18 protein-coding genes and 1 riboswitch are annotated in these 21,854 nt (G+C 64.9%); of the genes, 9 read left to right on the forward strand and 9 right to left on the reverse strand.

Translation table 11 applies throughout. The features are described 5' to 3' along the window. Positions 1–63: 63 nt before the first annotated feature. On the reverse strand, positions 64–537 hold the full coding sequence (locus tag AB5Y50_RS04905; protein WP_010674381.1) for a DUF4357 domain-containing protein: 474 nt from the start codon (positions 535–537) through the stop codon (positions 64–66). Between the two features lie 152 nt (positions 538–689). On the opposite strand from AB5Y50_RS04905, the gene AB5Y50_RS04910 reads away from it, so the two are divergent. The 3 genes from AB5Y50_RS04910 to AB5Y50_RS04920 all read left to right on the forward strand — a co-directional run bounded on the left by AB5Y50_RS04910 (position 690) and on the right by AB5Y50_RS04920 (position 5,032). Continuing rightward, on the forward strand, positions 690–1,370 hold the full coding sequence (locus AB5Y50_RS04910; protein ID WP_043155604.1) for an ABC transporter ATP-binding protein: 681 nt from the start codon (positions 690–692) through the stop codon (positions 1,368–1,370). A 21-nt stretch (positions 1,371–1,391) separates the two neighbouring features. Next, entirely contained in the window at positions 1,392–3,818 is a 2,427-nt protein-coding gene (locus AB5Y50_RS04915) for an FtsX-like permease family protein (RefSeq protein ID WP_053288507.1), read from the forward strand. Positions 3,819–3,991: 173 nt separating this feature from the next. Further along, the gene (locus tag AB5Y50_RS04920; protein WP_053288508.1) at positions 3,992–5,032 is read left to right on the forward strand and encodes a lipocalin-like domain-containing protein; all 1,041 of its coding nucleotides are present in this window, start codon (positions 3,992–3,994) and stop codon (positions 5,030–5,032) included. 696 nt (positions 5,033–5,728) lie between these two features. Here the strand turns inward: AB5Y50_RS04920 and AB5Y50_RS04925 are convergent. From AB5Y50_RS04925 to AB5Y50_RS04945, 5 genes are read right to left on the reverse strand one after another with little or no spacing between them, the layout of a single operon-like run. Further along, positions 5,729–8,521 (reverse strand): FAD-binding and (Fe-S)-binding domain-containing protein, encoded by a 2,793-nt coding sequence (locus AB5Y50_RS04925; protein ID WP_043155597.1) that lies wholly within the window; start codon positions 8,519–8,521, stop codon positions 5,729–5,731. After that, positions 8,521–9,165, reverse strand: coding sequence for a lactate utilization protein C (locus AB5Y50_RS04930; protein WP_043155596.1), 645 nt, complete (start codon positions 9,163–9,165; stop codon positions 8,521–8,523). Before AB5Y50_RS04930 ends, AB5Y50_RS04925 begins: the two co-directional genes overlap by 1 nt. 1 nt (position 9,166) lies before the next feature. Continuing rightward, positions 9,167–10,603: a LutB/LldF family L-lactate oxidation iron-sulfur protein gene (locus AB5Y50_RS04935; RefSeq protein WP_043155594.1), complete on the reverse strand. Its 1,437-nt coding sequence runs from the start codon at positions 10,601–10,603 to the stop codon at positions 9,167–9,169. Next, positions 10,596–11,417, reverse strand: a complete 822-nt coding sequence (locus AB5Y50_RS04940) for a (Fe-S)-binding protein (protein ID WP_043155591.1) — start codon at positions 11,415–11,417, stop codon at positions 10,596–10,598. Before AB5Y50_RS04940 ends, AB5Y50_RS04935 begins: the two co-directional genes overlap by 8 nt. A gap of 12 nt (positions 11,418–11,429) precedes the next feature. After that, positions 11,430–13,127 carry an L-lactate permease gene (locus tag AB5Y50_RS04945; RefSeq protein WP_043155589.1) on the reverse strand — a complete coding sequence of 566 codons (1,698 nt, stop codon included), beginning with the start codon at positions 13,125–13,127 and terminating at the stop codon, positions 11,430–11,432. 61 nt (positions 13,128–13,188) lie between these two features. Here AB5Y50_RS04945 and AB5Y50_RS04950 point away from each other — a divergent pair, with 61 nt between their 5' ends. Further along, positions 13,189–14,166 carry a LysR family transcriptional regulator gene (locus AB5Y50_RS04950; RefSeq protein ID WP_081000955.1) on the forward strand — a complete coding sequence of 326 codons (978 nt, stop codon included), beginning with the start codon at positions 13,189–13,191 and terminating at the stop codon, positions 14,164–14,166. 15 nt (positions 14,167–14,181) lie between these two features. On the opposite strand, the gene AB5Y50_RS04955 is transcribed toward AB5Y50_RS04950, so the two are convergent. After that, the gene (locus tag AB5Y50_RS04955) at positions 14,182–14,976 is read right to left on the reverse strand and encodes an alpha/beta fold hydrolase (RefSeq protein WP_010674369.1); all 795 of its coding nucleotides are present in this window, start codon (positions 14,974–14,976) and stop codon (positions 14,182–14,184) included. A gap of 106 nt (positions 14,977–15,082) precedes the next feature. On the opposite strand from AB5Y50_RS04955, the gene AB5Y50_RS04960 reads away from it, so the two are divergent. From AB5Y50_RS04960 to AB5Y50_RS04970, 3 genes are read left to right on the forward strand one after another with little or no spacing between them, the layout of a single operon-like run. Next, positions 15,083–15,454, forward strand: a complete 372-nt coding sequence (locus tag AB5Y50_RS04960) for an MmcQ/YjbR family DNA-binding protein (protein ID WP_039038958.1) — start codon at positions 15,083–15,085, stop codon at positions 15,452–15,454. A gap of 3 nt (positions 15,455–15,457) precedes the next feature. Then, the gene (locus AB5Y50_RS04965) at positions 15,458–15,937 is read left to right on the forward strand and encodes a GNAT family N-acetyltransferase (RefSeq protein WP_029314371.1); all 480 of its coding nucleotides are present in this window, start codon (positions 15,458–15,460) and stop codon (positions 15,935–15,937) included. Between the two features lie 60 nt (positions 15,938–15,997). Further along, positions 15,998–16,333, forward strand: a complete 336-nt coding sequence (locus AB5Y50_RS04970) for a DUF3802 family protein (RefSeq protein WP_010674366.1) — start codon at positions 15,998–16,000, stop codon at positions 16,331–16,333. Between the two features lie 303 nt (positions 16,334–16,636). Here the strand turns inward: AB5Y50_RS04970 and msrA are convergent, their stop codons facing one another. After that, positions 16,637–17,269 (reverse strand): peptide-methionine (S)-S-oxide reductase MsrA, encoded by a 633-nt coding sequence (msrA, locus tag AB5Y50_RS04975; RefSeq protein ID WP_010674365.1) that lies wholly within the window; start codon positions 17,267–17,269, stop codon positions 16,637–16,639. A gap of 252 nt (positions 17,270–17,521) precedes the next feature. On the opposite strand from msrA, the gene argA reads away from it, so the two are divergent. Together argA and lysC are read left to right on the forward strand one after the other, a co-directional pair. Continuing rightward, entirely contained in the window at positions 17,522–18,850 is a 1,329-nt protein-coding gene (gene argA, locus AB5Y50_RS04980) for an amino-acid N-acetyltransferase (protein WP_010674364.1), read from the forward strand. A 109-nt stretch (positions 18,851–18,959) separates the two neighbouring features. Then, positions 18,960–19,184, forward strand: a riboswitch (Lysine riboswitch). An 87-nt stretch (positions 19,185–19,271) separates the two neighbouring features. After that, positions 19,272–20,624 carry a lysine-sensitive aspartokinase 3 gene (gene lysC, locus AB5Y50_RS04985; RefSeq protein WP_043156400.1) on the forward strand — a complete coding sequence of 451 codons (1,353 nt, stop codon included), beginning with the start codon at positions 19,272–19,274 and terminating at the stop codon, positions 20,622–20,624. Between the two features lie 116 nt (positions 20,625–20,740). On the opposite strand, the gene AB5Y50_RS04990 is transcribed toward lysC, so the two are convergent. Continuing rightward, positions 20,741–21,835, reverse strand: a complete 1,095-nt coding sequence (locus AB5Y50_RS04990; protein ID WP_041212861.1) for a hypothetical protein — start codon at positions 21,833–21,835, stop codon at positions 20,741–20,743. Between the last annotated feature and the right edge of the window lie 19 nt (positions 21,836–21,854).

Genomic DNA, 21,854 nt, shown 5'->3' on the forward strand with positions numbered 1-21,854 from the left:
GATGAGCGGCCCGCCGCGGGCACTCAGGCAAACATGAGCGAGGCCCGTTGCCAGGCCCCGTCATCAGGAGGTCTTCTTGCCAAAACCCGATTGCTTGAGGGTGTAGCCTGCGCTGTTTTGCCAGGCATCCAGCCCGCTTCGGTTGTTGCCCGCCACCAGGCTCGCGGCCAGGCTCGGGCTGTTGAACAGCTGATCAGCGGTAAAGATGAAGCCCCCTTCGGGGTGGGGAACGAGCACCCCCTTGCCCAGCAGCTCCTGGCGCAGCTCGATCACCGCCTCGCGCAGGGAGGCCGCATCCTCGCCGTTGGCGGTGGAGCCCGCCTGGACCATGAAACCGGGGTTCTGCCGCTTGCCCACCGGATAACCATGGGCCTCTGCCCCCTTGCCGTTGAAGTGGTAGAGCTCGCGCTCCCCCGGCTTGTTGTCGGAGAGGGCCTTTTGCAGGGTCATCAGCTCGTTGTAGATATCGATGGGGACCACGGCAGCCTGCTTGACGCCCTTGCTGTCGACGATAAAACTGACTTGCTTGTGTAACATCCTTGCTCATCCTGTGACCCATGGAAGGCCCTATTCTAACCACCTCAGGCGAGCGGGATCCAGCGAGGATCCCCATCCCTTTTGCAGGCGCGATCACTAACTGGCATAGTGACGGACATTGTGAAAGCCATTGACCATCAAACGGTTATACCATGCTTAGCCTGCGCAACCTCAGTAAACGCTTCGCCAACGGCGGCGAGACGCTCCCCCTGTTTGAGGGGCTGGATCTCGCCCTCACCCCGGGGGAAACCTGCCTGCTGCTGGGGCAAAGCGGCTGTGGCAAGTCCACCCTGCTCAACCTCATCGCCGGTCTCATCGCCCCGGACGAGGGGGAGATCTGGCTGGAAGAGACCCGCCTCGACACCCTGCCGACAGACGAGCGTGCCCGGCTTCGCGGGCGCCATTTCGGCATCGTCTATCAGGATTTCAACCTGCTGCCGACCCTGACCGTGGCCGAGAACCTCGCCCTGCCCCTTCAGATAAACAACCTGCCCCAGGACGATGGGCGCCTCGATGCCCTGCTCACGCGCCTTGGCATGAGCCACAAACGCCACGCCTGGCCGGAGCAGCTCTCCGGCGGCCAGCGCCAGCGGGTGGCGCTGGCCCGTGCCCTCATTCATCAGCCTCGTTGGCTGCTCGCCGACGAACCCACCGGGAGTCTCGACGAGCACAACGCCGAGCAGGTGATGGCCCTGATGATGAGCGCGGTGCGCGATACCGGCGCCGGTCTCTTGCTGGTGAGCCACAACCCGGGCTATGGCGACCTGGCGGATCGGGTGCTGCGCCTTGAAGGGGGACAGCTGGTCGAGCTCAAGGGGCGCCGCCATGGCTGACGTCTGCCGGGGGGCCTGCTGATGTTGCCGCTCAAGGCACTGCTGCGCCTCTATCGCGCTCACCCCTGGCTGCTCTTGATGAGCCTGGCCGGGCTCACCCTCGGGGTCACCCTGGTGGTGGCCATCGAGCTCTTGAACCACAGCGCCCGCACCAACTTCGTCGCCGCCCGCAGCCAGCTCGCCGGGGAGGCCAACTACCGCCTGGCCCCCCAGGGTGACCTGGATGAACAAGTCTACGTGAGGCTGGTGCGAAGCCAGCCGAACCTTGACGCCATGCCAGAGCTTCACGCCTGGCTCAAGGACGAGCAGGGGCGCAGCTTCCAGTTGCTGGGGATGGATCTCTTCAACCCCGGCCCCCTGCGCCGCCTCTTTGGCGATGCGCCAGACAGCCAACCCGATGTCTCGTTGAATCGCGCCGACAGCGTCTGGCTGGCCGCCCCCGAGGCGAGGCGCCTTGACTGGCAACCGGGCCAGTCGCGAACCTTTGTGCTGGGGGATGAGGGGCAACGCCCCCTGACCCTTACCCTGGCCGGCACCTTCGAGCCCGGCGCCGTCCCCATGGAGCGGCTGCTGGTGACCGACATCGGCCTCGCCCAGCCCCTGCTTGGCAAGGCTGGCAGACTGGATCGCATCGTCTTCAAACTCAGTGAGCAAGAGGCCAATACCTTGCAAAGAGCCTTGCAGGCGGCCCTGCAATCCTATGCCCCCCATCAGCCCCTCTGGCTTGAGCCCATCAGCCCAGCGCTCGATGCCAGCCAGCTCGGGGATGCGCTGGCCCTGAACCTTACCGCCCTCTCCCTGCTCGCCATGGCGGTGGGATTGTTCTTGGTGTTCAACGCCCAGCGCTTCGTGCAGAGCGTGCGCCGCCCCCTGCTCGCCCAGCTCATCATCCTCGGGATGCCGCCGCGCCGGGTGCTTGGCTGGCTCATGCTGGAGCTTGTGATCCTCGCCACCCTCGGCACTCTGCTCGGGCTGCTACTGGGGATCCTCTTGGCCCTCTCCCTGATGGGGCAGCTCACCCAGGCGCTGGCCGATCTCTATGGCCCCAACCCCATCGATCTGCTGCGCCTCTCCCCCGCGAGCCTTGGCAAGGCGCTGGTCATTGGCCTGCTGGGCACGCTCGCCGCCAACCTGCCCGGCTGGTGGCAACTGCTGCGCCAATCCCCCCTTGCGCTGCGAGAGGGCAACAGTCGCCCACCGGCTCACCCCTGGCAACGCCGGGGGCTTGCCATCGCCATTCTGCTGCTGTGCGCCCTGTGTCTGTGGCGGCCAGAAACCGGCCTTGGCGGCGCCCTCTTCGTGGCCGGAGGCTGGCTGCTCGCCATGGCCCTCCTGCTGCCCGATGCCCTTCGCTCCTTGCTGGGGCGGCTGCGTGCACGCGGCCCCCTCACCGCCCGGCTCGGGGTGGCCGAAACCCTCTATCACCTGGATCGCACCGCCATCGCGGTGATGGCGCTGCAACTGGCCATCGCCGCAGCCATCGGCATCGGGGTCATGGTGTCGAGCTTTCGCTCGAGCGTGGAGATCTGGCTCGGCCAGCGCCTGGCCGCCGATCTCTACGTCACCGCTCCCAAGGGGGTGGCGGGCAGCAGGGGCGCCCTCGGCGAGCAGACCCTCAACACCATCCTCGCCTCGCCGGACGTGCGCGCCGCCTCCCGCCGTTCGGTGCACCCCGCCCGCTGGCAGGGGCAGCCCATCGAGTGGGCGCAGATGGACTTTATCCCCGAGCTCAAAGCCGCCTATCCCTTGCTCGCCGGGCGCTGGCCCGCCGCTCCCGACGAGGTGCTGGCGAGCGAACCGCTGACGGTACGCCTCGGGGTCAGGGTGGGCCAGCGCCTCGAGGTAACCAGCGAGGGGGGGCCGAGGGCTTTCACCGTCACCGGCGTCTATCAGGATTACGGCAGCGACAAGGGGCAGATACTGCATGCCTTCGAAGGGGGCAAGGTGCAATCCCTTGCCCTCTTCAGCCCGGACCCCGAGCACCTTGGTGACAGGCTCAGGAGCCAGTTTGGCGAGCAGGTGAACCTGTTGCCCGCCCCCGCCATCCACGCCGCCGCCCTCAGGGTGTTCGATCAGACCTTCGTGGTGACCGAACTATTGAAGTTGCTGATCCTGGGGATCGCCTTCGTCGGCATCGGCTCGGCCTTTATGGTGCTGGGGCTGGCCCGGCGCGGCGAGTTGCAGACCCTGCAAAGCCTTGGCCTGAGCCCGCGCCACTGCCGCCGGCTGCTGGTGTGGCAAGGGGCAGGCCTCGGGCTGCTCACCGCATTGTTGGCCCTGCCGGTGGGCTATGGCCTTGCCTGGGTGCTGATTGAGGTGGTCAACCCCCGCGCCTTTGGCTGGCGGCTGGCCTTCGAGGCCGCCCCCCTGCACGCCGTCACGGCGCTCCTGCTCGCCCCCGTCTGTGGCGCGCTCGCCTCCTGGTATGCCGCAAGGAGAGTGGTATGAAAGATTGGTTGGCGCACTGGCTCAGCCATGGCTTGACGTTCCCATTGACCAGATCTCTATCACCGCCCCTGATTCAGCGCAGAGAAGCGCACAGAGCTGCCGCGAACCATCCCCTCTCCCTTCGGGAGAGGGCCAGGGTGAGGGGAATCTTGTCCTCTTGGCTTGCAGCCCTCTTGATCCCGCTTGTTGCCATAAGCGGCCACGCGCAGGCCAGCGATCTGGGGAGCATCCTGGGTGACGGCAACGATCACTTCAAAAAGGCCCTGCCGGGTCAGTCCATCAACCTGCCCGCCGATCACGGTGCCCACCCCGACTACCGCTCCGAATGGTGGTATCTCACCGGCAACCTGAAAGACGAGCAGGGACGCGGCTACGGCATGCAATGGACCCTGTTTCGCCAAGGCATTGAACAGGAGATCACCTCGGAGAACCCCTGGCTCACCCCTCAACTCTGGTTGGCCCAGTTTGCCATCACGGATGTGAGCAAAGGCAGCCACCAGCAGGACGAGCGCACCAGCCGCCAGGGGCCAGGGCTCGCCGGTGCCAGCGGCGGTGAGTATTGGCTGAAAGAGTGGGTGCTTACCTCTCAAGGGGAATCGCTCTTTCCCGCCACCCTCAAGGTGCGGAGCAAGGCGGGGGATCTTGATGTGAAGGTGAGCGCCGCCAAGCCCGCGGTACTGCAAGGTAAAGCGGGTTTCAGCGAGAAGAGCCCGGGCAACGCCTCCTTCTACTACTCCTACCCGCGCCTGACCATCAGCGGCACCCTGATCTTGGATGGGGAGACCCGTAACGTCAGCGGTGAGGGCTGGTTTGATCACGAGTGGAGCAGCTCGGTATTGGCCCAGTGGCAATCGGGCTGGGACTGGTTTTCGCTGCAGTTTGAAGATGGCCGCGAGTTGATGCTGTTTCGCCTGCGCACCAAATCGGGACGCTCTGAGCCGGAGAACCGCTACGGCATCCTGATTGAACGAGACGGCAGCAGCCGGGTGCTGAATCCTGCGCAGATCCGCCTCACCCCCGGCAAGACCTGGCGCGGCCCCAAGGGGCAAGCCTACCCCATCGAGTGGCAGCTGGCAGCCGGCGATATGAGGCTCACCATCCAGGCGCGCCTGCCCGATCAGGCCATGACGGGACGCTTTGACTACTGGGAGGGGGCGGTATCCGTCTCGGGGGATGCAAAAGGCGTCGGTTATCTGGAGATGACGGGCTACTGAGTCTTACCCCGTTCGCCATCGCGGATGAGCAGGTTCGACTCATGGATGTCAGCATCGGTGCGCGTTTGGCGATGCTGTTGGCCGCCTTCTCGCTGTCACAGGCGGACAGGGCGGCGGTGCAGGCGATGGCCAGCATGGCTTAGTGGTGCATTCAATCGCCGCTGAATTTACTGGAGGAAGGGTTCGCCGGTCGACGCAAGATCTGTAACCAGCTGTTACAAGGCATTGATGAGCAAGAGATAACACATGACTTGGTTGGCCGGGCGGTGTGGCAATGAAGAGAAGCCATCTCCCCTCCCCCCGTTTCTCTTGACCTTTCCCTGTAAAAATCTGACCACCATCAAGATTTCATTCAAATCCCACGGAACGGCTGTGTTTTTACTCAACAGGAGCGGTCGGCCTTTGATAGGCTACTACTCATCCGGCCCTTATAGCCCCAGAGGCATCCAGAGAGTGGCAATGTTCAATCCTATTTTATTCAGCTTGAAGGCAGCACAACGGAAGCTGAAATCCGTGCGGTAGGGAAGGTGCGAATAAGTCATATGGCACGAGAGCATTTACTGGTAACCCATTGATATTAAATGACTAAAATTTTCATTTTTTGTTCGTGGGATACTTGTTCGCACTTTCCCTAATAAGTTACCTTAGTAACCCTATTGAAAACGGCAGGATATTTATCCTGCCGTTTTTATTTTTCTATCTCGCCGCCTGATCCACCAGATAGAGGATGCTGTGATAGGGAATGCCAGCGTGCTGGCTGAGCCCCATTTCACAGGTGCGGCTATTGCTGAATCCCTGACGGCAATCCCTGGGCACTTGAGCTGCCAGGCTGGCAAGTGCCGCGGCGTTGAGCTCCGGGGTCATCAACCCCTTGTCACCGGCAAAGCCGCAGCACTGGATATGCTCTGGCACGATCACCTCGCGGGCACAGGCGCGGGCCACCGCCAGCATCTTATCGCCGAGCCCCATGCGCCGGCTGCTGCAGGTGATATGAAGCATCACGGTCTCATCGATGGGGGTCAGCTCAAGGTGGGGCAGCAGATGTTCCAGCACAAAGGCGGAGGGCTCGAACACCCGAAGACCCTTGCCGAACGCCCCCGAGAGCAGTCGCTGCACGCAGGGGCTGGTATCGAGCAGCACGGGCCAGCGCCCCTGTTCGCTTGCCTGCCACAATGCATCGGCCAGCTCACTGCGCTTGGCTTCCGCTACCTCGCTCATCCCCTTGCTGTCATAGGGCATGCCGCAGCAGAGCCCCTCGATACCTTGCGGCACTATGACCCGGCAGCCCGCTTTATTGAGCAAGGATTGCACCACGTCCGGCAGTGACGGGGCCTCCTCCTGCTGGCCGAATACCCGGCTGGCACACGACGGCAGATAGACCACAGCGCGCTCGCTGGATCCGTCATGGCTCCCCTCCCCTTGCAGCCATTGGTAGCGGCTCGGCCCCGGCAGGGTGGGCAACCAGGCGGGGGTGCGCTGGCCGCTGAGCTTGCGCACGCCCCCCACCAATCCTGCCAGCGCCTTGTCTCCCAGCAGCTTGCCGGCAATGGCTTTGAGGCCGAGAGACCCACGGGCCGCGCGGGTAACGCCGGCGAAGTGATCGGCGCTCCAGCGGGCGATGGGCACAAAGCGCTGGTACTTTTCGCTACGCAGCTTCTTGATCAGGCTGCCAGTGTTGATGCCCACCGGGCAGCGATCGGCGCACAGCCCGGTGGCGGCGCAGGTATCGATGCCCTGATAGTCAAATAGCTGGGCCAGCTGGTTGGAGGGCTCATCGGCACGATTGCGGCGGGCCAGTTCGCGGTAAAGCACGATGCGCTGGCGCGGCGACAGCGACAGGGTGCGCGAGGGGCAGACCGCCTCGCAAAAGCCGCACTCGATGCACGGATCCACGATGGCATCGCTCGCCGGCATGGGCTTGAGGTGGGCCAGGTGGGCCTTGGGGTCATCGTTGATGATGACGCCAGGATTGAGCAGGCCGTCCGGGTCCAGCAGCGCCTTGATGCGCCGCATCAGCGCCATCCCCTCCGACCCCCATTCCAGCTCCACATAGGGGGCCATGTTGCGGCCGGTGCCGTGCTCGGCCTTGAGCGACCCGCCAAAGCGCACGGCGACGAGCTCCGCCACCGCATCCATAAAGGCGCCGTAGCGGGCCACCTGGGCCGGATCGTCAAAGCCCTGGGTAAAGACGAAGTGCAGGTTCCCCTCCAGCGCGTGGCCGAAGATGATCGCTTCACCGTATTCGAAGCGATCGAACAGGGCTTGCAGCCCCGCCACCCCTTCGGCCAAGCGCTCGATGGGAAAGGCGACATCTTCAATGATGACGGTGGTGCCTGTGGTACGCACCGCCCCCACCGCCGGGAAGAGCCCCTTGCGAATGGCCCAGAGGTCGGCGCTGTCGATAGTAAAAGGCACAGAGGCGACCTGGACGAACTCGGCGGCCATGGCCGTCACCTGCTCGCAGCGAGCCACCAGCGCCTCTTTCGATTCCCCATGCACCTCCACAAGCAGGGCGCAGGCAGCCAGATCCAGCGTCTTGATAAAGTCCGGCAGACCGGGCTTGCCCGCCACCGAGCGCAGGGAGCGCCCATCCATCAGCTCCACCGCCGCCACCGGCGCACTTTTCAGGCGCGAGGTGGCCAGACAGGCCTGCTCGGCGTCCCGAAACACCAGCAGGGCCGAGGCCTTGTGGGGGTATTCGGGCACGGTGTCGAGCACCACCTCGGCGATAAAGCCGAGGGTCCCCTCCGAGCCAATCATCAGGTGGGTGAGGATATCGACAGGGTCCTCATGGTCGAGCAGGGCGTTGATGGCGTAGCCGGTGGTGTTCTTGAGCCGGTACTTGTGGCGGATCTTGGCGGCAAGTTCGGCATTCGCCAGCACTTCGGCACGCAGGGCGGCAAGCCCCGTGAGCAGCTCCGGGCGCCTGGCCGCCAAGGCGGCGCGGCTCTGGGGATCGCCGCTCTCCAGCACGGTGCCATCGGCCAGCAGCAACGTCATGGCGTGCAAGGTGTGATAGCTGTTGTGGGCGGTGCCACAGCACATGCCGCTCGCGTTGTTGGCGGCGATGCCACCCAGCTTGCAGGCGTTGATGGAGGCGGGATCCGGCCCAATCTTGCGCCCCAGGGGTGCCAGATAGCGGTTGGCATCGGCGCCGATCACCCCGGGTTGCAGGGCGATGCGCGCCCCCTCGTCCAGAATGCGGTGGCCGCGCCAGCTGTCGGTCAGGGTGATGAGCACCGAATCACTCAGGGCCTGGCCCGAGAGGCTGGTGCCGGCGGCGCGAAAGGTGCACGGCAGGCCCAATTCGCGGCACACTCCGAGCACGAAGCGCACCTCCTCGAGGGAGTCGAGGCGCACGATGCGCTCAGGCACCAGGCGGTAGAAGCTCGCGTCCGTGCCGTGGGCCAATCGCAAGTCCGGGTCGCTCACCAGCCGCTCCGGCGGGATGCGCGAGAGCACGGCGGCGTCAAATTCATTCCAGCGCATCAGCAATCCTCCACCAGCACCACCAAGAGGCGGCTCGGGCCGTGGGCGCCGTAGGCCAGGGTCTGCTGGATGTCGGCGGTCTTGGAGGGGCCGGAGACCAGCAACAGATTGGTGGGCATGGCCTGCTGCCAGCGCCCGGCCGCCACCAGCCCCGCCAGGTTGTCGGTTATGGTGGAAGCCGCCAGCAGGGCGATATGGCAGGGGGGCACCAGGGACAAGGTGCGCGGCTCGCCGCCATCGGGCAGCAATACGAGCGTCCCGGTATCGGCGATGGCGCCCGCGCAGTGGGTAATACCCGCCTGACAGACGTCGAACAGATCGTCCTTCCAGCTCGCGAACTTGCCTGCGGGGGTCAGCACAGATCGCCCGGCGCAGGCGGCCGCGACCGCCTCCTGCCAGCGGCCGCCCTGGCCACAGGCCAGACTCGTCACGCCCTCTTCATCCAGCCAGGCGGCCAGATCCCGGGCAAGGGTTGCTTCCTTGACGGTCAGGATCTCGGCGTGGCTGGCGCTGATCCCGGCAACAAAGCGCTCGCGCCGCGCCTGTTCATCCTCTCCGCGCCAGGGCTGCCAGCCATGGGGGGCATGTGCCATGGGGGTGGCGGCGCCGCGCAGGCGGCTTAATATGGCCTCTTTGCTCGACATCTCAGGACTCCTTCTTCTTCTGGCGCAGCAGGGCGTGCAGGCTCTGGGGGGCGGGTTTGGGGGCTTCGCGGCACTGGGTCCAGGGGCCCAGGTGTTTGGGCATCAGCCCCCGCAGGCGACCGGCCACCCCGGTTGCGGCGTGATAGAGGCGCGGGTGGGTGGCGGCAAAGGCAAAGCCCTGCATGGCGAGGGTCTCGAGCCGGCTCCTGGCCGCCCCCTGCCCCGCCAGCGGTTCGTGGCCGGGCTGTGCGTCGTGCTTGGCCTCCCGACGCAGGCGCTGCAACATATCGGGAATGGGGATGCGCACCGGGCACACCTCGCCGCAGGCACCGCACAGGCTCGATGCCGTCACCAGATCGCTCGTGCTCTCCAGCCCCAGCAGATGGGGGGAGATGATTTTGCCGATGGGCCCCGGGTAGATGGTGCCATAGGCGTGGCCGCCGATGCGGGTGTAGACCGGGCAGTGGTTCATGCAGGCGCCGCAGCGGATGCACTGCAAGGTCTTGCGCAGCTCCTCGTCCCGGTAAGCCTGGCTGCGGCCGTTGTCGAGCAGCACCAGGTGCACCTCGTCCGGGCCGTCCAGCTCCCCTGCCCGGCGCGGGCCGCTGATGACGTTGAAGTAGGTGGTGATGGCCTGACCGGTGGCCGAGCGGGTCAGGGCGCTGTAAAGGGGCGGCACGTCGGATAGGCACTCCACCACCTTCTCGATGCCGGTGATGGCCACGTGCACTTTCGGCACCGTGGTGCACATGCGCCCGTTGCCCTCGTTTTCCACCAGACAGAGGCTGCCGGTCTCCGCCACCGCGAAGTTGACGCCGGAGAGCCCCATGCCGGCGCGGCGAAACTCTTCGCGCAGGGCTCGCCGCCCGGTCTGGATCAGGGCGTCCACGTCCGTGGTGGGGGTGAAGCCTTCCAGGTTGCTTGCGAAGGTGTCGCTCACCTCCTGCTTGTTCTTGTGGATGGCGGGCATGATGATGTGGGACGGGGTGTCGCCGTCGAGCTGGACGATAAACTCCCCCATGTCGCTCTCAAGGCAGCGGATGCCGTGGCGCGCCATCTCGTGGTTGAACCCCACCTCCTCGCTCACCATGGACTTGCCTTTGACGATGGAGCTCACCCCGTGCTGCTGGGCGATGCGAAGGATGATGGCGTTGGCCTCGGCCGGCGTCTGGGCCCAGTGCACCCGGATGCCGTTGCGCTCGCAGTTGGCTTCGAGCTGCTCCAGCAGGTCCGGCAGACGCGAGAGACAGCGCTGGCGGATTTGCTCCGCCGCATCGCGCACCGCCGCTTCTTCGGCGGGGTCGGCGAAGGCATCGCGGCGCTTGGCGCGCAGGTAATCCATGGCGCCGCGAAAATTCTGGCGCAGCACCGGGTCGGCCAGGGCCGCCTCGGCCTGGGGATGGAAGCGGCGCGGCGAATACTTGGCGTGGTCAGACATGGGGCTGGGCCTCTTTGGTATGAGCCAAATCGCTAACAGCGGCGCCGTTATGAGCTATTTCGTCACTCTCGGGGCGGCTGTGGGCGAGCAGGAAGCTCGCCAGGTGGGTGGCAGGCAAGATCCTGCCCTGATAGGCCAGGGATCCCTTGATGTTCAAGAGGCACCCCCAGTCGGCGCTCACCAGGGTGTCGGCGCCGGTGGCCAGCAGGTGGCGGGTCTTGTCCTCCACCATGGCCTGGCTGATGTGGGGGTGGCGCACCGAGAAGGTGCCGCCAAAGCCGCAGCACTCGCTCTCGTAGGCCTGTTCATGCAAGGTGACGCCATCGAGCTGCCCCAGCAGGCTGCGGGCCGTGGTGTGTACCTGCATCTCGCGCCGGGCCGAGCAGGAGGTGTGCATGACGATGCTCGCCTCCCCTACCCCGTGCCAGCGCACCCGGCAGACCCGGGCCAGAAACTCGGTGAGCTCGAACACCCGATCGCAAAAATCGGCCACCTCGGGGCTCTCGGGGAAGAGGCGGCGGTAGTGGTGGTGCATCATGCCGCCGCAGGAGCCCGACAGCACCACCACCGGCCAGGGCTCGGGGAAGAGCGCCATCTGGCTTTGCGCCACCTTGCGCGCCTCCTCCTCGTGACCCGAGGTGTAGGCTGGCTGCCCGCAGCAGGTCTGTTTCTCGACAAAGTGCACCCTTATCCCTTCCCGCTCGATCAGGGCGATGGCATCGAGCCCCGCCACCGGGTCGAACAGGTCCACCAGACAGGTGGCGTAGAGATAGACATCGGCCGGCTTGGCCGGGTAGACCCGCATTACCTTCATCACTTGCTCTCCTTACTTGAGCTGCAGCAGTGCGTCCGAGATGTGGAAGCTGTACATGAGCGCCAGCCCGATAAGGCCGGTGACCAGCAGGTAGTAGAGGGTCGGCAGCGCCGTCTTGCGCAGCGTCGCCCCCTCACGGCCGAGCAGCCCCACGGTGGCCGAGGCCGCCACCACGTTGTGAATGGCAATCATGTTGCCCGCAGCGGCGCCGACGGCCTGCAGGGCCAGCATGGCGGCGGTGGAGACCCCCAGGGTCTGGGCCACCTCGAACTGGAACTGGCTGAACATCATGTTCGATACCGTGTTGGAGCCGGCGATAAAGGCCCCCAGCGCGCCGATGGTGGCGCTGAGGGCCGGGAAGAACTCCCCCACCAGCCCGGCGGCAAAGTTGGCGGTGGTCACCGGCATGCTGGCGAGATCCGCCCCGTTGACGCCGGAGTTGATGAAGATACGCACCATGGGCACGGTGAAAATCAGCACGAAGCCGGCGCCGATCAGGGTGCGGCTGGACTCCCCCAGTGCCCGCCCGAAGGGGGCGAGGGAGCGCGATTGCAGCCAGGTGGCGAGCAGGGCGCAGAGCACCAGCAGGCCCCCCGGCAGGTAGAGCGGCTCAATGGAGGCGCTGACCCCCTTCTCCCCCAAGAGGTCTGTGAAGGCGAGGCTCACCGACAGGAGGCTCGCCTTGAACTCCGGGCTCACCCGGCTCGCCACCAGCAGGAGCGCCAGCGCCACATAGGGAAACCAGGCCAGCATGAGCGACATGGGGCGGCCGGCGGTCTCTTTGAGATCGAGCTTGAGGGAGCCCAGCCACTCGGCGGGCCACTCGTTCTCGGGGGCGAAATCCCAGGAGTTCTTGGGCACCAGAAAACCGGCTCGCGCCGCCGTCACCACCAGGGCCAGCCCCACCAGGCCGCCGATGAGGGACGGGAACTCGGGGCCGAGCAGCATGCCGGTGAGGGCATAGGGGACGGTGAAGGCGAGCCCGGCGAAAATCGCAAACGGCAGGATGGAGAGCCCCTCGGTCCAGCTGCGGTTGCGGCCGAAGAAGCGGGTCAGCATCATCACCATCAGCACTGGCATCAGGGTGCCGACGATGGCGTGAATGAGGGCCACGTTGGTGGTCACCTGTTGCAGGTAGATGTCCCAGCTGCTGCCACCGGCGCTCAGGGTCTGGCCGATGGCCTGGTTATCCAGCCCCTTGTTGATACCCACCAGGATGGGGGTGCCCACCGCGCCGAACGACACCGGGGTGGACTGGATCATCATGCCGAGCAGCACGGCGGCGAGCGCCGGAAAGCCGATGGCTACCAGCAGCGGCGCGGCGATGGCGGCCGGGGTGCCAAAACCCGAGGCCCCTTCGATAAAGGCGCCGAAGCACCAGGCGATGATGATGGCCTGGATGCGCCTGTCCGGCGAGATGTTGGTAAAACCACCGCGAATGGCGGTGATGGCGCCGGTGTGTTTGAGGGTGTTGAGCATCAGGATGGCGCCGAACACGATCCAGAGCACGGTCACCGTGATCACCAGCCCCTGCAGGGTGGAGGCGAAGACCCGGGTCGGGCTCATCTGCCAGCCCCAGAGGGCGATGAACACGGTCAACAGGAAGGCGACGGGCATGGCGCGCTTGGCGGGCCAGTTGAGGCCGACCAGCAGCACGGCGGCCACCAGGATCGGCGAGAAGGCCACCAGGGCCAGCAGGGTGTCTGTCATCATTGCGTCCTTGTCCAGAGGGGTGCAGAGGCGCACCTTGTTGTTGTTTTGTTAAGCGGACGTGACCTTACCCTGTTCCTTTTTCGCGATATATGGAAATAATGAACAACATTCGTTCCAAAAGTTGATCAATATGGCCAGTACCGACGACCTCATCCTCTTCGCCCAGGTGGTGGAGGCCGGATCCTTCAGCAAGGTAGCTGAACAAAATTCCCTGACAAATTCAGTGGTTAGCAAGCGGATCGGGCGTCTTGAGGAGGAGCTCGGGGTCCAGCTCCTCTATCGCACCACCCGCCGGCTCACCCTGAGCGAGGCGGGCAAGGCGCTCTATCAAGGTGCCAAAAATGTGAAGGCCGCCGCACTGGACGCCTTCGACGCGGTGGCGGGATTTGGTGAAAAGGTGAGCGGTCATGTGCGGATGTCGGTGCCCACCATCTCCGGCGAGCTCTTGCTCGCCGATGCGGTGGCCGATTTTTGCCAGCAGCACCCGGGGCTCACGGTGGAGATGTCGCTGGACAACCGCTTCGTCAACCTGGTGGAAGAGGGGTTCGATCTGGTCATTCGCACCGGCTATCTGGATGACTCGAGCCTGATTGCCCGCCACATTCTCGACTCCCAGTGGGTCATCTGCGCCGCCCCCGCCTATGTGCGCCGCTTCGGGGCGCCGCGGGTGCCGTCAGACTTGCTCACCCACAACTGCCTGCGCTACGCCTACCAGAGCACAGGGGCCTCGGAGTGGGCCTTCAAGGGGGAAGAGGGCAACTATCTGGTGTCGGTGTCGGGGAGCTTTTCAACCGACAACGCTGGTGCCCTGCGCAAGGCGGCGCTGGGGGGGCGCGGCATTGTCTATGTGCCACGCTGTCTGGTCTATCACGATCTGATGAACGGCGAGCTGGTGGACTTGTTTCCCGACCGGGTGGGCAAGAAGCTCGGCATCTACGCCGTCTACCCCTTCACCCGCCAGCCGCCGCGCAAGATAAGGCTGCTCATCGAACACATCCGCCAGCGCTATCTGGAGATTGGCCACTACTTCATCTGAGGCCCTTGTCGGGCTTCAAAGGGCGGACGACGCCGCCTGACGGGAGAGAAACGCCAGGGACTGGCGGTTGAAGTGATCCGGCTGCTCCACGTTGCAGACGTGGCCGCACTTTTCGATGATTTCGAGGCGGCTGTAAGGGTCGCGGGCCACCTGCTCGCGCACCGGGGCGAGGAACATGTGATCCTCCTCCCCCATCACGTAGAGGGTGGGAATGGGCAGGGCCCGCTCGCGAAAGTAGCGCATCAGGGGGTTCACCTCGGTGGCGAGACGGAACCAGCGCTTGAACTCCTTCTGGCACAGCTTTCTGGCCTCGCGCACGAAGAGGTTGCGGGACTCCTGATGGTGCTGGCGCGGCATGATGATGAAGGCGAACAGGCGGTAGAGCCACATGTAGGGCAGGAAGTGCTGGCCGAGGCGACCAAGCTGCACCAGCACCCGGGAGCGGATGTCGAGACGCAGGATGGCGCCGCCGAGCACCATGCTCTTGACCCGCTCGGGGCGAAGCTCCGCCAGGTGGCGGATGAGGATGGTGCCAAGAGAGATGCCGACAAAATGGGCGTGGGGGATGCGCAGGTGATCCAGCAGGCGCAGGATATCCTCGGTCACGGCCCGAAAGCTGTAGTGCCCCTTTACCACCTGCTGCAGCTGGTTGGACTGGCCGTGACCGCGAAGGTCCAGCAGCAGCACGTTGAAGTGCTCCCGGTAGGCCCGCAACTGCTTGAACCAGATGGAGGAGCTGCCGCCCGCACCGTGCACGAACACCACCCAATCCCGATCGGGACCCAGTTCAAAGGTCTTGTGGTACAACATCTCATGGGCTCCCGGGGTGATGGGGGGTATACTCGGCGCGCATATTAACAGAAGGCTCACCCCGGTGAACATGCTTCCACCATGATCGGACCAGCCTGGAGTCCCCATGACCCTCGTTCAATTGCGTGAATTTTTGCTCAGCCAGCCCGGCGCCACCGAGGACACCCCCTTCGGCCCGGAGATCCTGGTCTACCGCATCGCCGGCAAGATGTTTGCCCTGGTGGACTGGCAGGCGGAGCCCCTCTCCATCAACCTGAAGTGCGAACCCGAGCTCGCCCTGCTGCTGCGGGAGATCCACCCCGAGGTGAAACCGGGCTGGCACATGAACAAGCAGCACTGGAACACGGTGACCCTGAGTGAAGGCCTGTCTGACGATCTCTGGCAGGGCTGGATAGTCCACTCCTATGAGCGGGTGGTGGCGGGTCTGCCCAGGGCGAAGCGGCCCCAGGCCCCCCGCGCGACCATCAGGGAGGGTTGATCCATGCCGTCTCTTTCTTCTCCTCGCATCGTCCCCCTCGAGGAGGCGCACATACCAAGGCTTTTGGATCTGTTCGAGCAGTCGGTACGCCGCCTGGGGCCTGCACACTATAGCCCGGAGCAGGTGGAGCAGTGGGCCAGGGGCGCCCATCACCCGGGGCTTGCCAGCCAGTTGCGCGAGCACCATGGCTGGGTCATCGAGCAAGACGATGTGCCCCTTGGCTTTGCCACCCTGAGCGATGACGGTCATCTCAGCCTGCTCTACGTGAGCGCGGATCATCCGCGCCAGGGGCTCGGCACCCTGCTGCTGGAGCGGGTGCTGGCAGCCGCCAGCCAGATGGGACTTGGCAGCCTCACCACGGAGGCGAGCGCCTTCAGCCTCGCTCTCTTCCTGCGTCACGGCTTCCTGCTGACCGGATTGGAGACGGTGGAGCGCGGCGGTGTCCAATTTATCCGCCATCGGCTCCACTGCCGCTTGCCATGACGGGTTCAGCCACTAAAATACGCACCATTTCCCCAAGACAATGAAGAAAGGGCAGCCATCATGGTGGTAGAGAGCGACGGTTACATTGCGCTGATCGAGTATCTGGTAGAGAGTCTGGGTCTGTTCGAGAGCCAGCAACAAGGCGGCGGCGCCCAGACCATCGAGGATCTGGTGAGCAGCCGGGTGGCCGACAACCTGATGGCCATCTGCGAGCAGAACCCCCAGCTCGACCCCAAGGTGCGCTTCCTGATCATGCAGGAGGCCGATGCCGTGGTCGCCGACCTGGAAGAGGTGCTCTCCGCCGTCTGGTTGTCCGCCCCCAGCGAAGCCCAGCAAGCCTTCCTCATCGAGTTCATCGACCTCATCAAGAACCTGTTCGACAGCACCATCAGCTGACCCCCCCCCTGCCGTGACGGCAAGGGGACGAGATGCAATGAGGCGAGGAGTGAGGCGGGACGCCCAATGAAAAGGGCCGCCTCATCGGGCAGCCCTGCTTGCTAGCATTGTCAATTCATCGCGCTTGTCAGAGTAATGAATTTCGGGGCAAAAAAATGTGTCTGGTCTTGGCAACCATCCGTGGTCGCTACCCTGTTGGTCAGCCAGGGTTCAGTTTAGTTCCCCACCTGACGCATTTTTTTCAATTATTTTTCATCACAATGACACGGGGGCCTGATGGCCCCCGTGGTATGCAATGACGCCTCAGCGATTCAGGCTGGGAGGCAGGCAGACGCCGATGCCCCCCAGGCCGCAATACCCCTCGGGATTCTTCTCCAGATATTGCTGGTGATAATCCTCGGCGTAATAGAAGGGGGCCAGCGGCAGGATGCGGGTGGTGATGGTGCGCCCGTCACCGCTCGCCGTCATGGCCTGCTGGTAGGCGGCCAGGCTCTGCTGGGCAATCGCCTCCTGGGTGTCGTCCCCGACGAAGATGACGGAGCGATACTGGGTGCCGATGTCGCCACCCTGGCGCATCCCCTGGGCCGGATCATGGTGTTCCCAGAACAGCTTCACGAGATCCCCATAGCTGATGACCTTGGGATCGAACACCACCTGCACCGTCTCGGCGTGGCCGGTCAGGCCGCTGCACACCTCCTTGTAGGTGGGATTGGGGGTCAGCCCCCCCTGATACCCGGCGGCGGTGGAATAGACCCCGGGCTGCTGCCAGAACAGACGCTCCACACCCCAGAAACAGCCCATGCCGAACCAGGCAAGCTCCATCCCCTCGGGCCAGGGCCCCTGGGTCGGGTGGCCGTTTACTGCGTGCACCTGGCCAATCTCCAGCGCTTCCCGCCGTCCCGGCAGCGCCTCTGCCGGTGAAATAATCTGCTCCATATGCCCTGTCCTTGTATAAAACCCCGCGCAATGCGGCTGACGAAAAGGAACACCGAAGATATCAGGTTATTAGCCCGGATCAACCAGGGAGCGGCCCCCGGGGCGACCCTCCCGCCCTCGCCTGCGTCTTCCCCTCCCCGCCCGCACTGGTCAAAATGGCGACAAAAAAACACCAAGTCGATATTTAGTCTTGATTTGTGAATTTATTTTCATATATTGGGCAAATTGCTGCTTTTTTATGGAATGAAACACGTGCGTGAACGCGAACCCAGCTTGGTCCATGCCTTTCGGCAATCCACCCCTTATGTCAATGTGCACCGGGGTGCCACCTTCGTCCTGATGATCGGCGGGGAAGCCATTTGTCACCCCAATTTCGCCAACATCGTCAGCGACATCGCCCTGCTGCAGACCTTGGGGATCCGCCTGGTACTGGTGTTTGGTTCGCGTCCGCAAAATGACGAGGCCCTGGCCCGCGCCGGCATCCAGGCCCAGTATCACAAGCGGATCCGGGTCACCGACGATGCCAGTTTCGCCATCATCAAGCAGGTGTGCGGCGGTCTGCAATACGACATCACCGCCCAGCTCTCCATGGGGCTCGCCAACACACCCATGCAGGGGGCCCGCATCAGCGTGGTGAGCGGCAACTTCGTCACCGCCCAGCCGCTGGGTGTGGATGACGGCATCGACTTCTGCCACAGCGGCCGGGTGCGTCGCATCGATGTGGAGGGGATCACCCGCCAGCTGGATCAGCACGGCCTGGTGCTCATCTCCCCCATTGGCTGCTCGGTCACCGGCGAGAGCTTCAACCTGAGCTCGGAAGAGGTAGCCCGCCGGGTGGCGGTGGATCTCAAAGCCGACAAGCTCATCTGCTTCAGCAGCACCCAGGGGGTAATGGACAGGCACGGGGAGGCCATCTCCGAGCTCTTCCCCGAGCAGGCCGAAGAGCTGCTGGTGGCGCTGGAGCAGGCGGGGGAAGAGATGTCAGGCACCGCCCGCTACCTGCGCGCGGCCATCGCCTCCTGCCGGGGTGGCGTACCCCGCTCCCACCTGGTGAGCTATCAGGACGACGGCGCCATGCTGCAGGAGCTGTTCAGCCGCGAGGGGCTGGGTACCCAGATCGTGCGCGAAAGCGCCGAGCGGGCCCGGGCCGCCACCATTGAGGACATCGGCGGCATCCTGGATCTCATCCGTCCGCTGGAAGAGGAAGGGATCCTGGTGCGCCGCTCCCGGGAGCAGCTGGAGATGGAGATAGACAAGTTCACCATCATCGAGCGGGACGGCCTCATCATCGGCTGCGCCGCGCTCTATTGCTTCATGGAAGAAGCCATGGCCGAGATGGCCTGCGTCGCCATCCACCCGGAGTATCGCAACTCCAACCGGGGAGACACCCTGATCGCCAAGGTGGCCGAACGGGCCAGGCGGCTCGGCATCCGTCGCCTGTTCGTGCTCACCACCCGCTCCATCCACTGGTTCCGGGAGCGGGGCTTCGATCCCCTGGAAGTCGAAGATCTGCCGGTGGAGCGCCAGCGCTTCTACAACTGGCAGCGTCGCTCCAAGGTTTTGTCCAAGACCATTTCGTAACTGATTGATCTTGTGCCTGGTTACCGTCAATTTTGTTCTTTTTTACGAACTCGATTGACAGTGCAATCCAGACCAAGGTATTTGTACATGCACGCCACCTGTCACAGGTGGCACCAGAAGAGGAGCGCTGCCCAGGCAGCCCAGGGGAGGACACCAGTGTCCGGTGAACTTGGGTCAGGGGGAGCAGCGCCGAGACGAGGCGAGTGACTGGACACCGCCACGTCGGCTGCGGGGGCTGAATCCCCCGGGTTGTCATCGGTAGTGGTCATCCCACACCGCGCCCCACTTAGGGCGGGTACGGGATGGGCTCTGCAGGTGGAGTGCTTCTGGCCGGGATCCTCGCGTTTTCCTGCCATTTTTTGCCTCCTCCTCTCTATTTGCCCGATGAAACCGGATTTTCACCTTGAGACAGGAGTATGCAATGAACCCGATCAATGTCGCCAAGTTTGGCGGAACCAGCGTCGCCAATGCCGCGGCCATGAACCACTGCGCCGACGTGGTGCTGGCCAATCCGGCGACCCGGGTGGTGGTGCTGAGCGCCAGCGCCGGCGTCACCAACCTGCTGGTGAGCCTGGCTCAGGGTGAACTGGACGAAGCCGGACAGGATGCCCAGCTTGCCAGGCTTGCCGACATCCAGCTGGCCATTCTGGCCGCCCTTGGCAACCCGGGCGACGTGAGCGCCCTCATCCATGCCCAGCTCGGCGACATTCGCACCATGGCCCGTCAGGCCAGTCAGCACACCGACGCCGAACTCGCCGATCGCCTCATCGCCTGCGGCGAGCTGATGTCCACCCGTCTCTTCACCGAACTCCTGCACCAGCGCGGGGTCAAGGCCCAGTGGCAGGATGCGCGCCAACTGCTGCGCACCGACAGCCGCTTTGGCAAGGCCACCGTGGATCTCGCGGCGACCCGCGCCCTCTGCCAGCAGGCGGTGGGCCCGTTGCTGGGTGACAGCCTGGTCATCACCCAGGGCTTCATCGGTGCCGACGGCGATGGTCGCACCACCACCCTCGGCCGTGGCGGCTCCGACTACAGCGCGGCCCTCCTGGCCGAGGCACTGGACGCAGGCAGTATCGAGATCTGGACCGACGTGCCCGGCATCTACACCACGGATCCCCGCCTGGTTACCCGCGCCCGCCCCATCCCCGAAATCAGCTTCGTGGAGGCGGCGGAGATGGCCACCTTCGGCGCCAAGGTGCTGCACCCGGCCACCCTGCAACCCGCGCTGCGCCAGGACATCCCGGTGTTCGTGGGCTCCGCCAAGGACCCCGCCGCCGGTGGCACCTGGATCCGCGCCACCACCCGCAGCAACCCGCTGTTCCGGGCCGTGGCCCTGCGCCGCCAGCAGGTGCTGGTGACCCTGCACAGCCTCAACATGTTCCACGCCTACGGCTTCCTGGCCGAGGTGTTCGGCATCCTGGCCCGTCACCGCATCTCGGTGGATCTCATCACCACCTCCGAGGTGAGCGTCTCCCTGACCCTGGATCACACCGGCAGCCAGAGCAACGGCGAACCCATCCTGAACGACAAGGTGCTGGCGGAGCTCGGCCAGCTGTGCAAGGTGGAAGTGGAGACCGGCTTCGCCCTGGTGGCGCTCATCGGCAACCGCATGAGCGAGGCGGCCGGGGTGGGCAGCCAGGTGTTCGACGCCATCCGCGAGCACAACATCCGGATGATCTGCTACGGCGCCAGCGCCCACAACCTCTGCTTCCTGGTCAAAGAGGACGAGGCGGGCCACATCGTCAACTGCCTGCACCGGGAACTGCTCGACTGAGTCGCCCCAGCGCTGGCACACAACGAGCCTCCTCCGCCCCATCACACCCGGGGCGGCCTTCCCCACTCAGCAAAGAGGGGCGCCGCGGCGCCCCTCTTGTCACTCTTCTTCCACCATCAGCTGGTGACCAGGGTAGCCCGGGTGGGCAGCAGATTGGCCCGGATCTGCTCGCGCAGCCCTCCCAGCCGTTGCAGCAACCCGGCCTGACCGAGCCCCGCTTCGTCAGGGGCCAGATTGTCCACCAGGGCCGGGAAGTGCTCCTGTACCGCCTGCTCCAGCCAGTCGAGGCGGCGCAGGGTGAGCGGGCCGCAGCTCTTGCCGCTGAGGTCGTCCAGGATGTCGAGCCGATGGCTGCGGTACATGTCGCGCCACCAGTTGGCCGCCAGCGCCTCGTCGCTTGCCAGCGCCGCACTCCACTCCCCCACCAGTCCCTGCATCCGCGCCAGCACGGGGGCGCTCGCCCCCTCCCGCGACAGGTATTGCAGCTCTCCCCTGGCCCAGGCGAGGCAGAGCTCGCGCCAGCGGCGAAACAGCGGCAAGGGATCCGCCTCGTCCAGCCAGAGCCCGGAGAGGGTGCGGGTTTCCAGCCGCTCAGGCACGTGGAAGTCGGGATCGGTGAGGCCGTTGGAATTGAACTCGTGCAGGGGATCGAAGGGCCACATGTAGCCAAAATCGAACACCGAGATATGCTGGCCGTCATCCAGCAGGTTGCCCGGGCTCGGATCCCAGTCAAACCAGCCCCAGCGGGCCAGCTCCGCCTCCACCGCCAGCATCTGCGCCAGGTTGCGCTCGCAGAGCGTGCGCACCGGCTCCCCCCGCAGCCAGGGGGAGACCAGCACCCCGGCCCGGGCGGAGCCGAAACTGGTGCAGACCACGTTGGAGAGGATGGTGGGGTGCAGCTCCCGCAGGCTCTCTATCTCCCGACGCCGCTCCAGCTCGGTGAGAAAGGCGGTCTTGCCGTCCACATTGGCCACCAGAGAGTCCTGGCGGCAGCGTTTCAGGCACCAGTGGTGCCCCTCCACCTTGAGATGGAACACCTCGGCGGTGAGCCCGTGACCGTAGACCTTGACGACGTCCGGGTGATCCTCGGTCAGCCGGACGAGCTGGGGCAGCGGCAGGGGGCAGTCCCGCTCCCGCCCGATCCGGATCTCTTCTTTGCTCTCCAGCATCTGGAGCAATCTGGCCTGACGCGCCGCAACTTTGGGATTCATACATGTACCTCCAACCGTT

Origin of the sequence: Aeromonas sp. s6, from assembly GCF_040907815.1 — a bacterium.
GTDB lineage: Bacteria > Pseudomonadota > Gammaproteobacteria > Enterobacterales > Aeromonadaceae > Aeromonas > Aeromonas caviae.

Bases quoted from the DNA above. Each gene is read 5' to 3' on its own strand.
- AB5Y50_RS04905 (WP_010674381.1), bottom strand. From the start codon at position 537: ATGTTACACAAGCAAGTCAGTTTTATCGTCGACAGCAAGGGCGTCAAG.
- AB5Y50_RS04910 (WP_043155604.1), top strand. From the start codon at position 690: ATGCTTAGCCTGCGCAACCTCAGTAAACGCTTCGCCAACGGCGGCGAG.
- AB5Y50_RS04915 (WP_053288507.1), top strand. From the start codon at position 1,392: ATGTTGCCGCTCAAGGCACTGCTGCGCCTCTATCGCGCTCACCCCTGG.
- AB5Y50_RS04925 (WP_043155597.1), bottom strand. From the start codon at position 8,521: ATGCGCTGGAATGAATTTGACGCCGCCGTGCTCTCGCGCATCCCGCCG.
- AB5Y50_RS04930 (WP_043155596.1), bottom strand. From the start codon at position 9,165: ATGTCGAGCAAAGAGGCCATATTAAGCCGCCTGCGCGGCGCCGCCACC.
- AB5Y50_RS04935 (WP_043155594.1), bottom strand. From the start codon at position 10,603: ATGTCTGACCACGCCAAGTATTCGCCGCGCCGCTTCCATCCCCAGGCC.
- AB5Y50_RS04940 (WP_043155591.1), bottom strand. From the start codon at position 11,417: ATGAAGGTAATGCGGGTCTACCCGGCCAAGCCGGCCGATGTCTATCTC.
- AB5Y50_RS04945 (WP_043155589.1), bottom strand. From the start codon at position 13,127: ATGACAGACACCCTGCTGGCCCTGGTGGCCTTCTCGCCGATCCTGGTG.
- AB5Y50_RS04955 (WP_010674369.1), bottom strand. From the start codon at position 14,976: ATGTTGTACCACAAGACCTTTGAACTGGGTCCCGATCGGGATTGGGTG.
- AB5Y50_RS04960 (WP_039038958.1), top strand. From the start codon at position 15,083: ATGACCCTCGTTCAATTGCGTGAATTTTTGCTCAGCCAGCCCGGCGCC.
- AB5Y50_RS04965 (WP_029314371.1), top strand. From the start codon at position 15,458: ATGCCGTCTCTTTCTTCTCCTCGCATCGTCCCCCTCGAGGAGGCGCAC.
- AB5Y50_RS04970 (WP_010674366.1), top strand. From the start codon at position 15,998: ATGGTGGTAGAGAGCGACGGTTACATTGCGCTGATCGAGTATCTGGTA.
- msrA (WP_010674365.1), bottom strand. From the start codon at position 17,269: ATGGAGCAGATTATTTCACCGGCAGAGGCGCTGCCGGGACGGCGGGAA.
- lysC (WP_043156400.1), top strand. From the start codon at position 19,272: ATGAACCCGATCAATGTCGCCAAGTTTGGCGGAACCAGCGTCGCCAAT.
- AB5Y50_RS04990 (WP_041212861.1), bottom strand. From the start codon at position 21,835: ATGAATCCCAAAGTTGCGGCGCGTCAGGCCAGATTGCTCCAGATGCTG.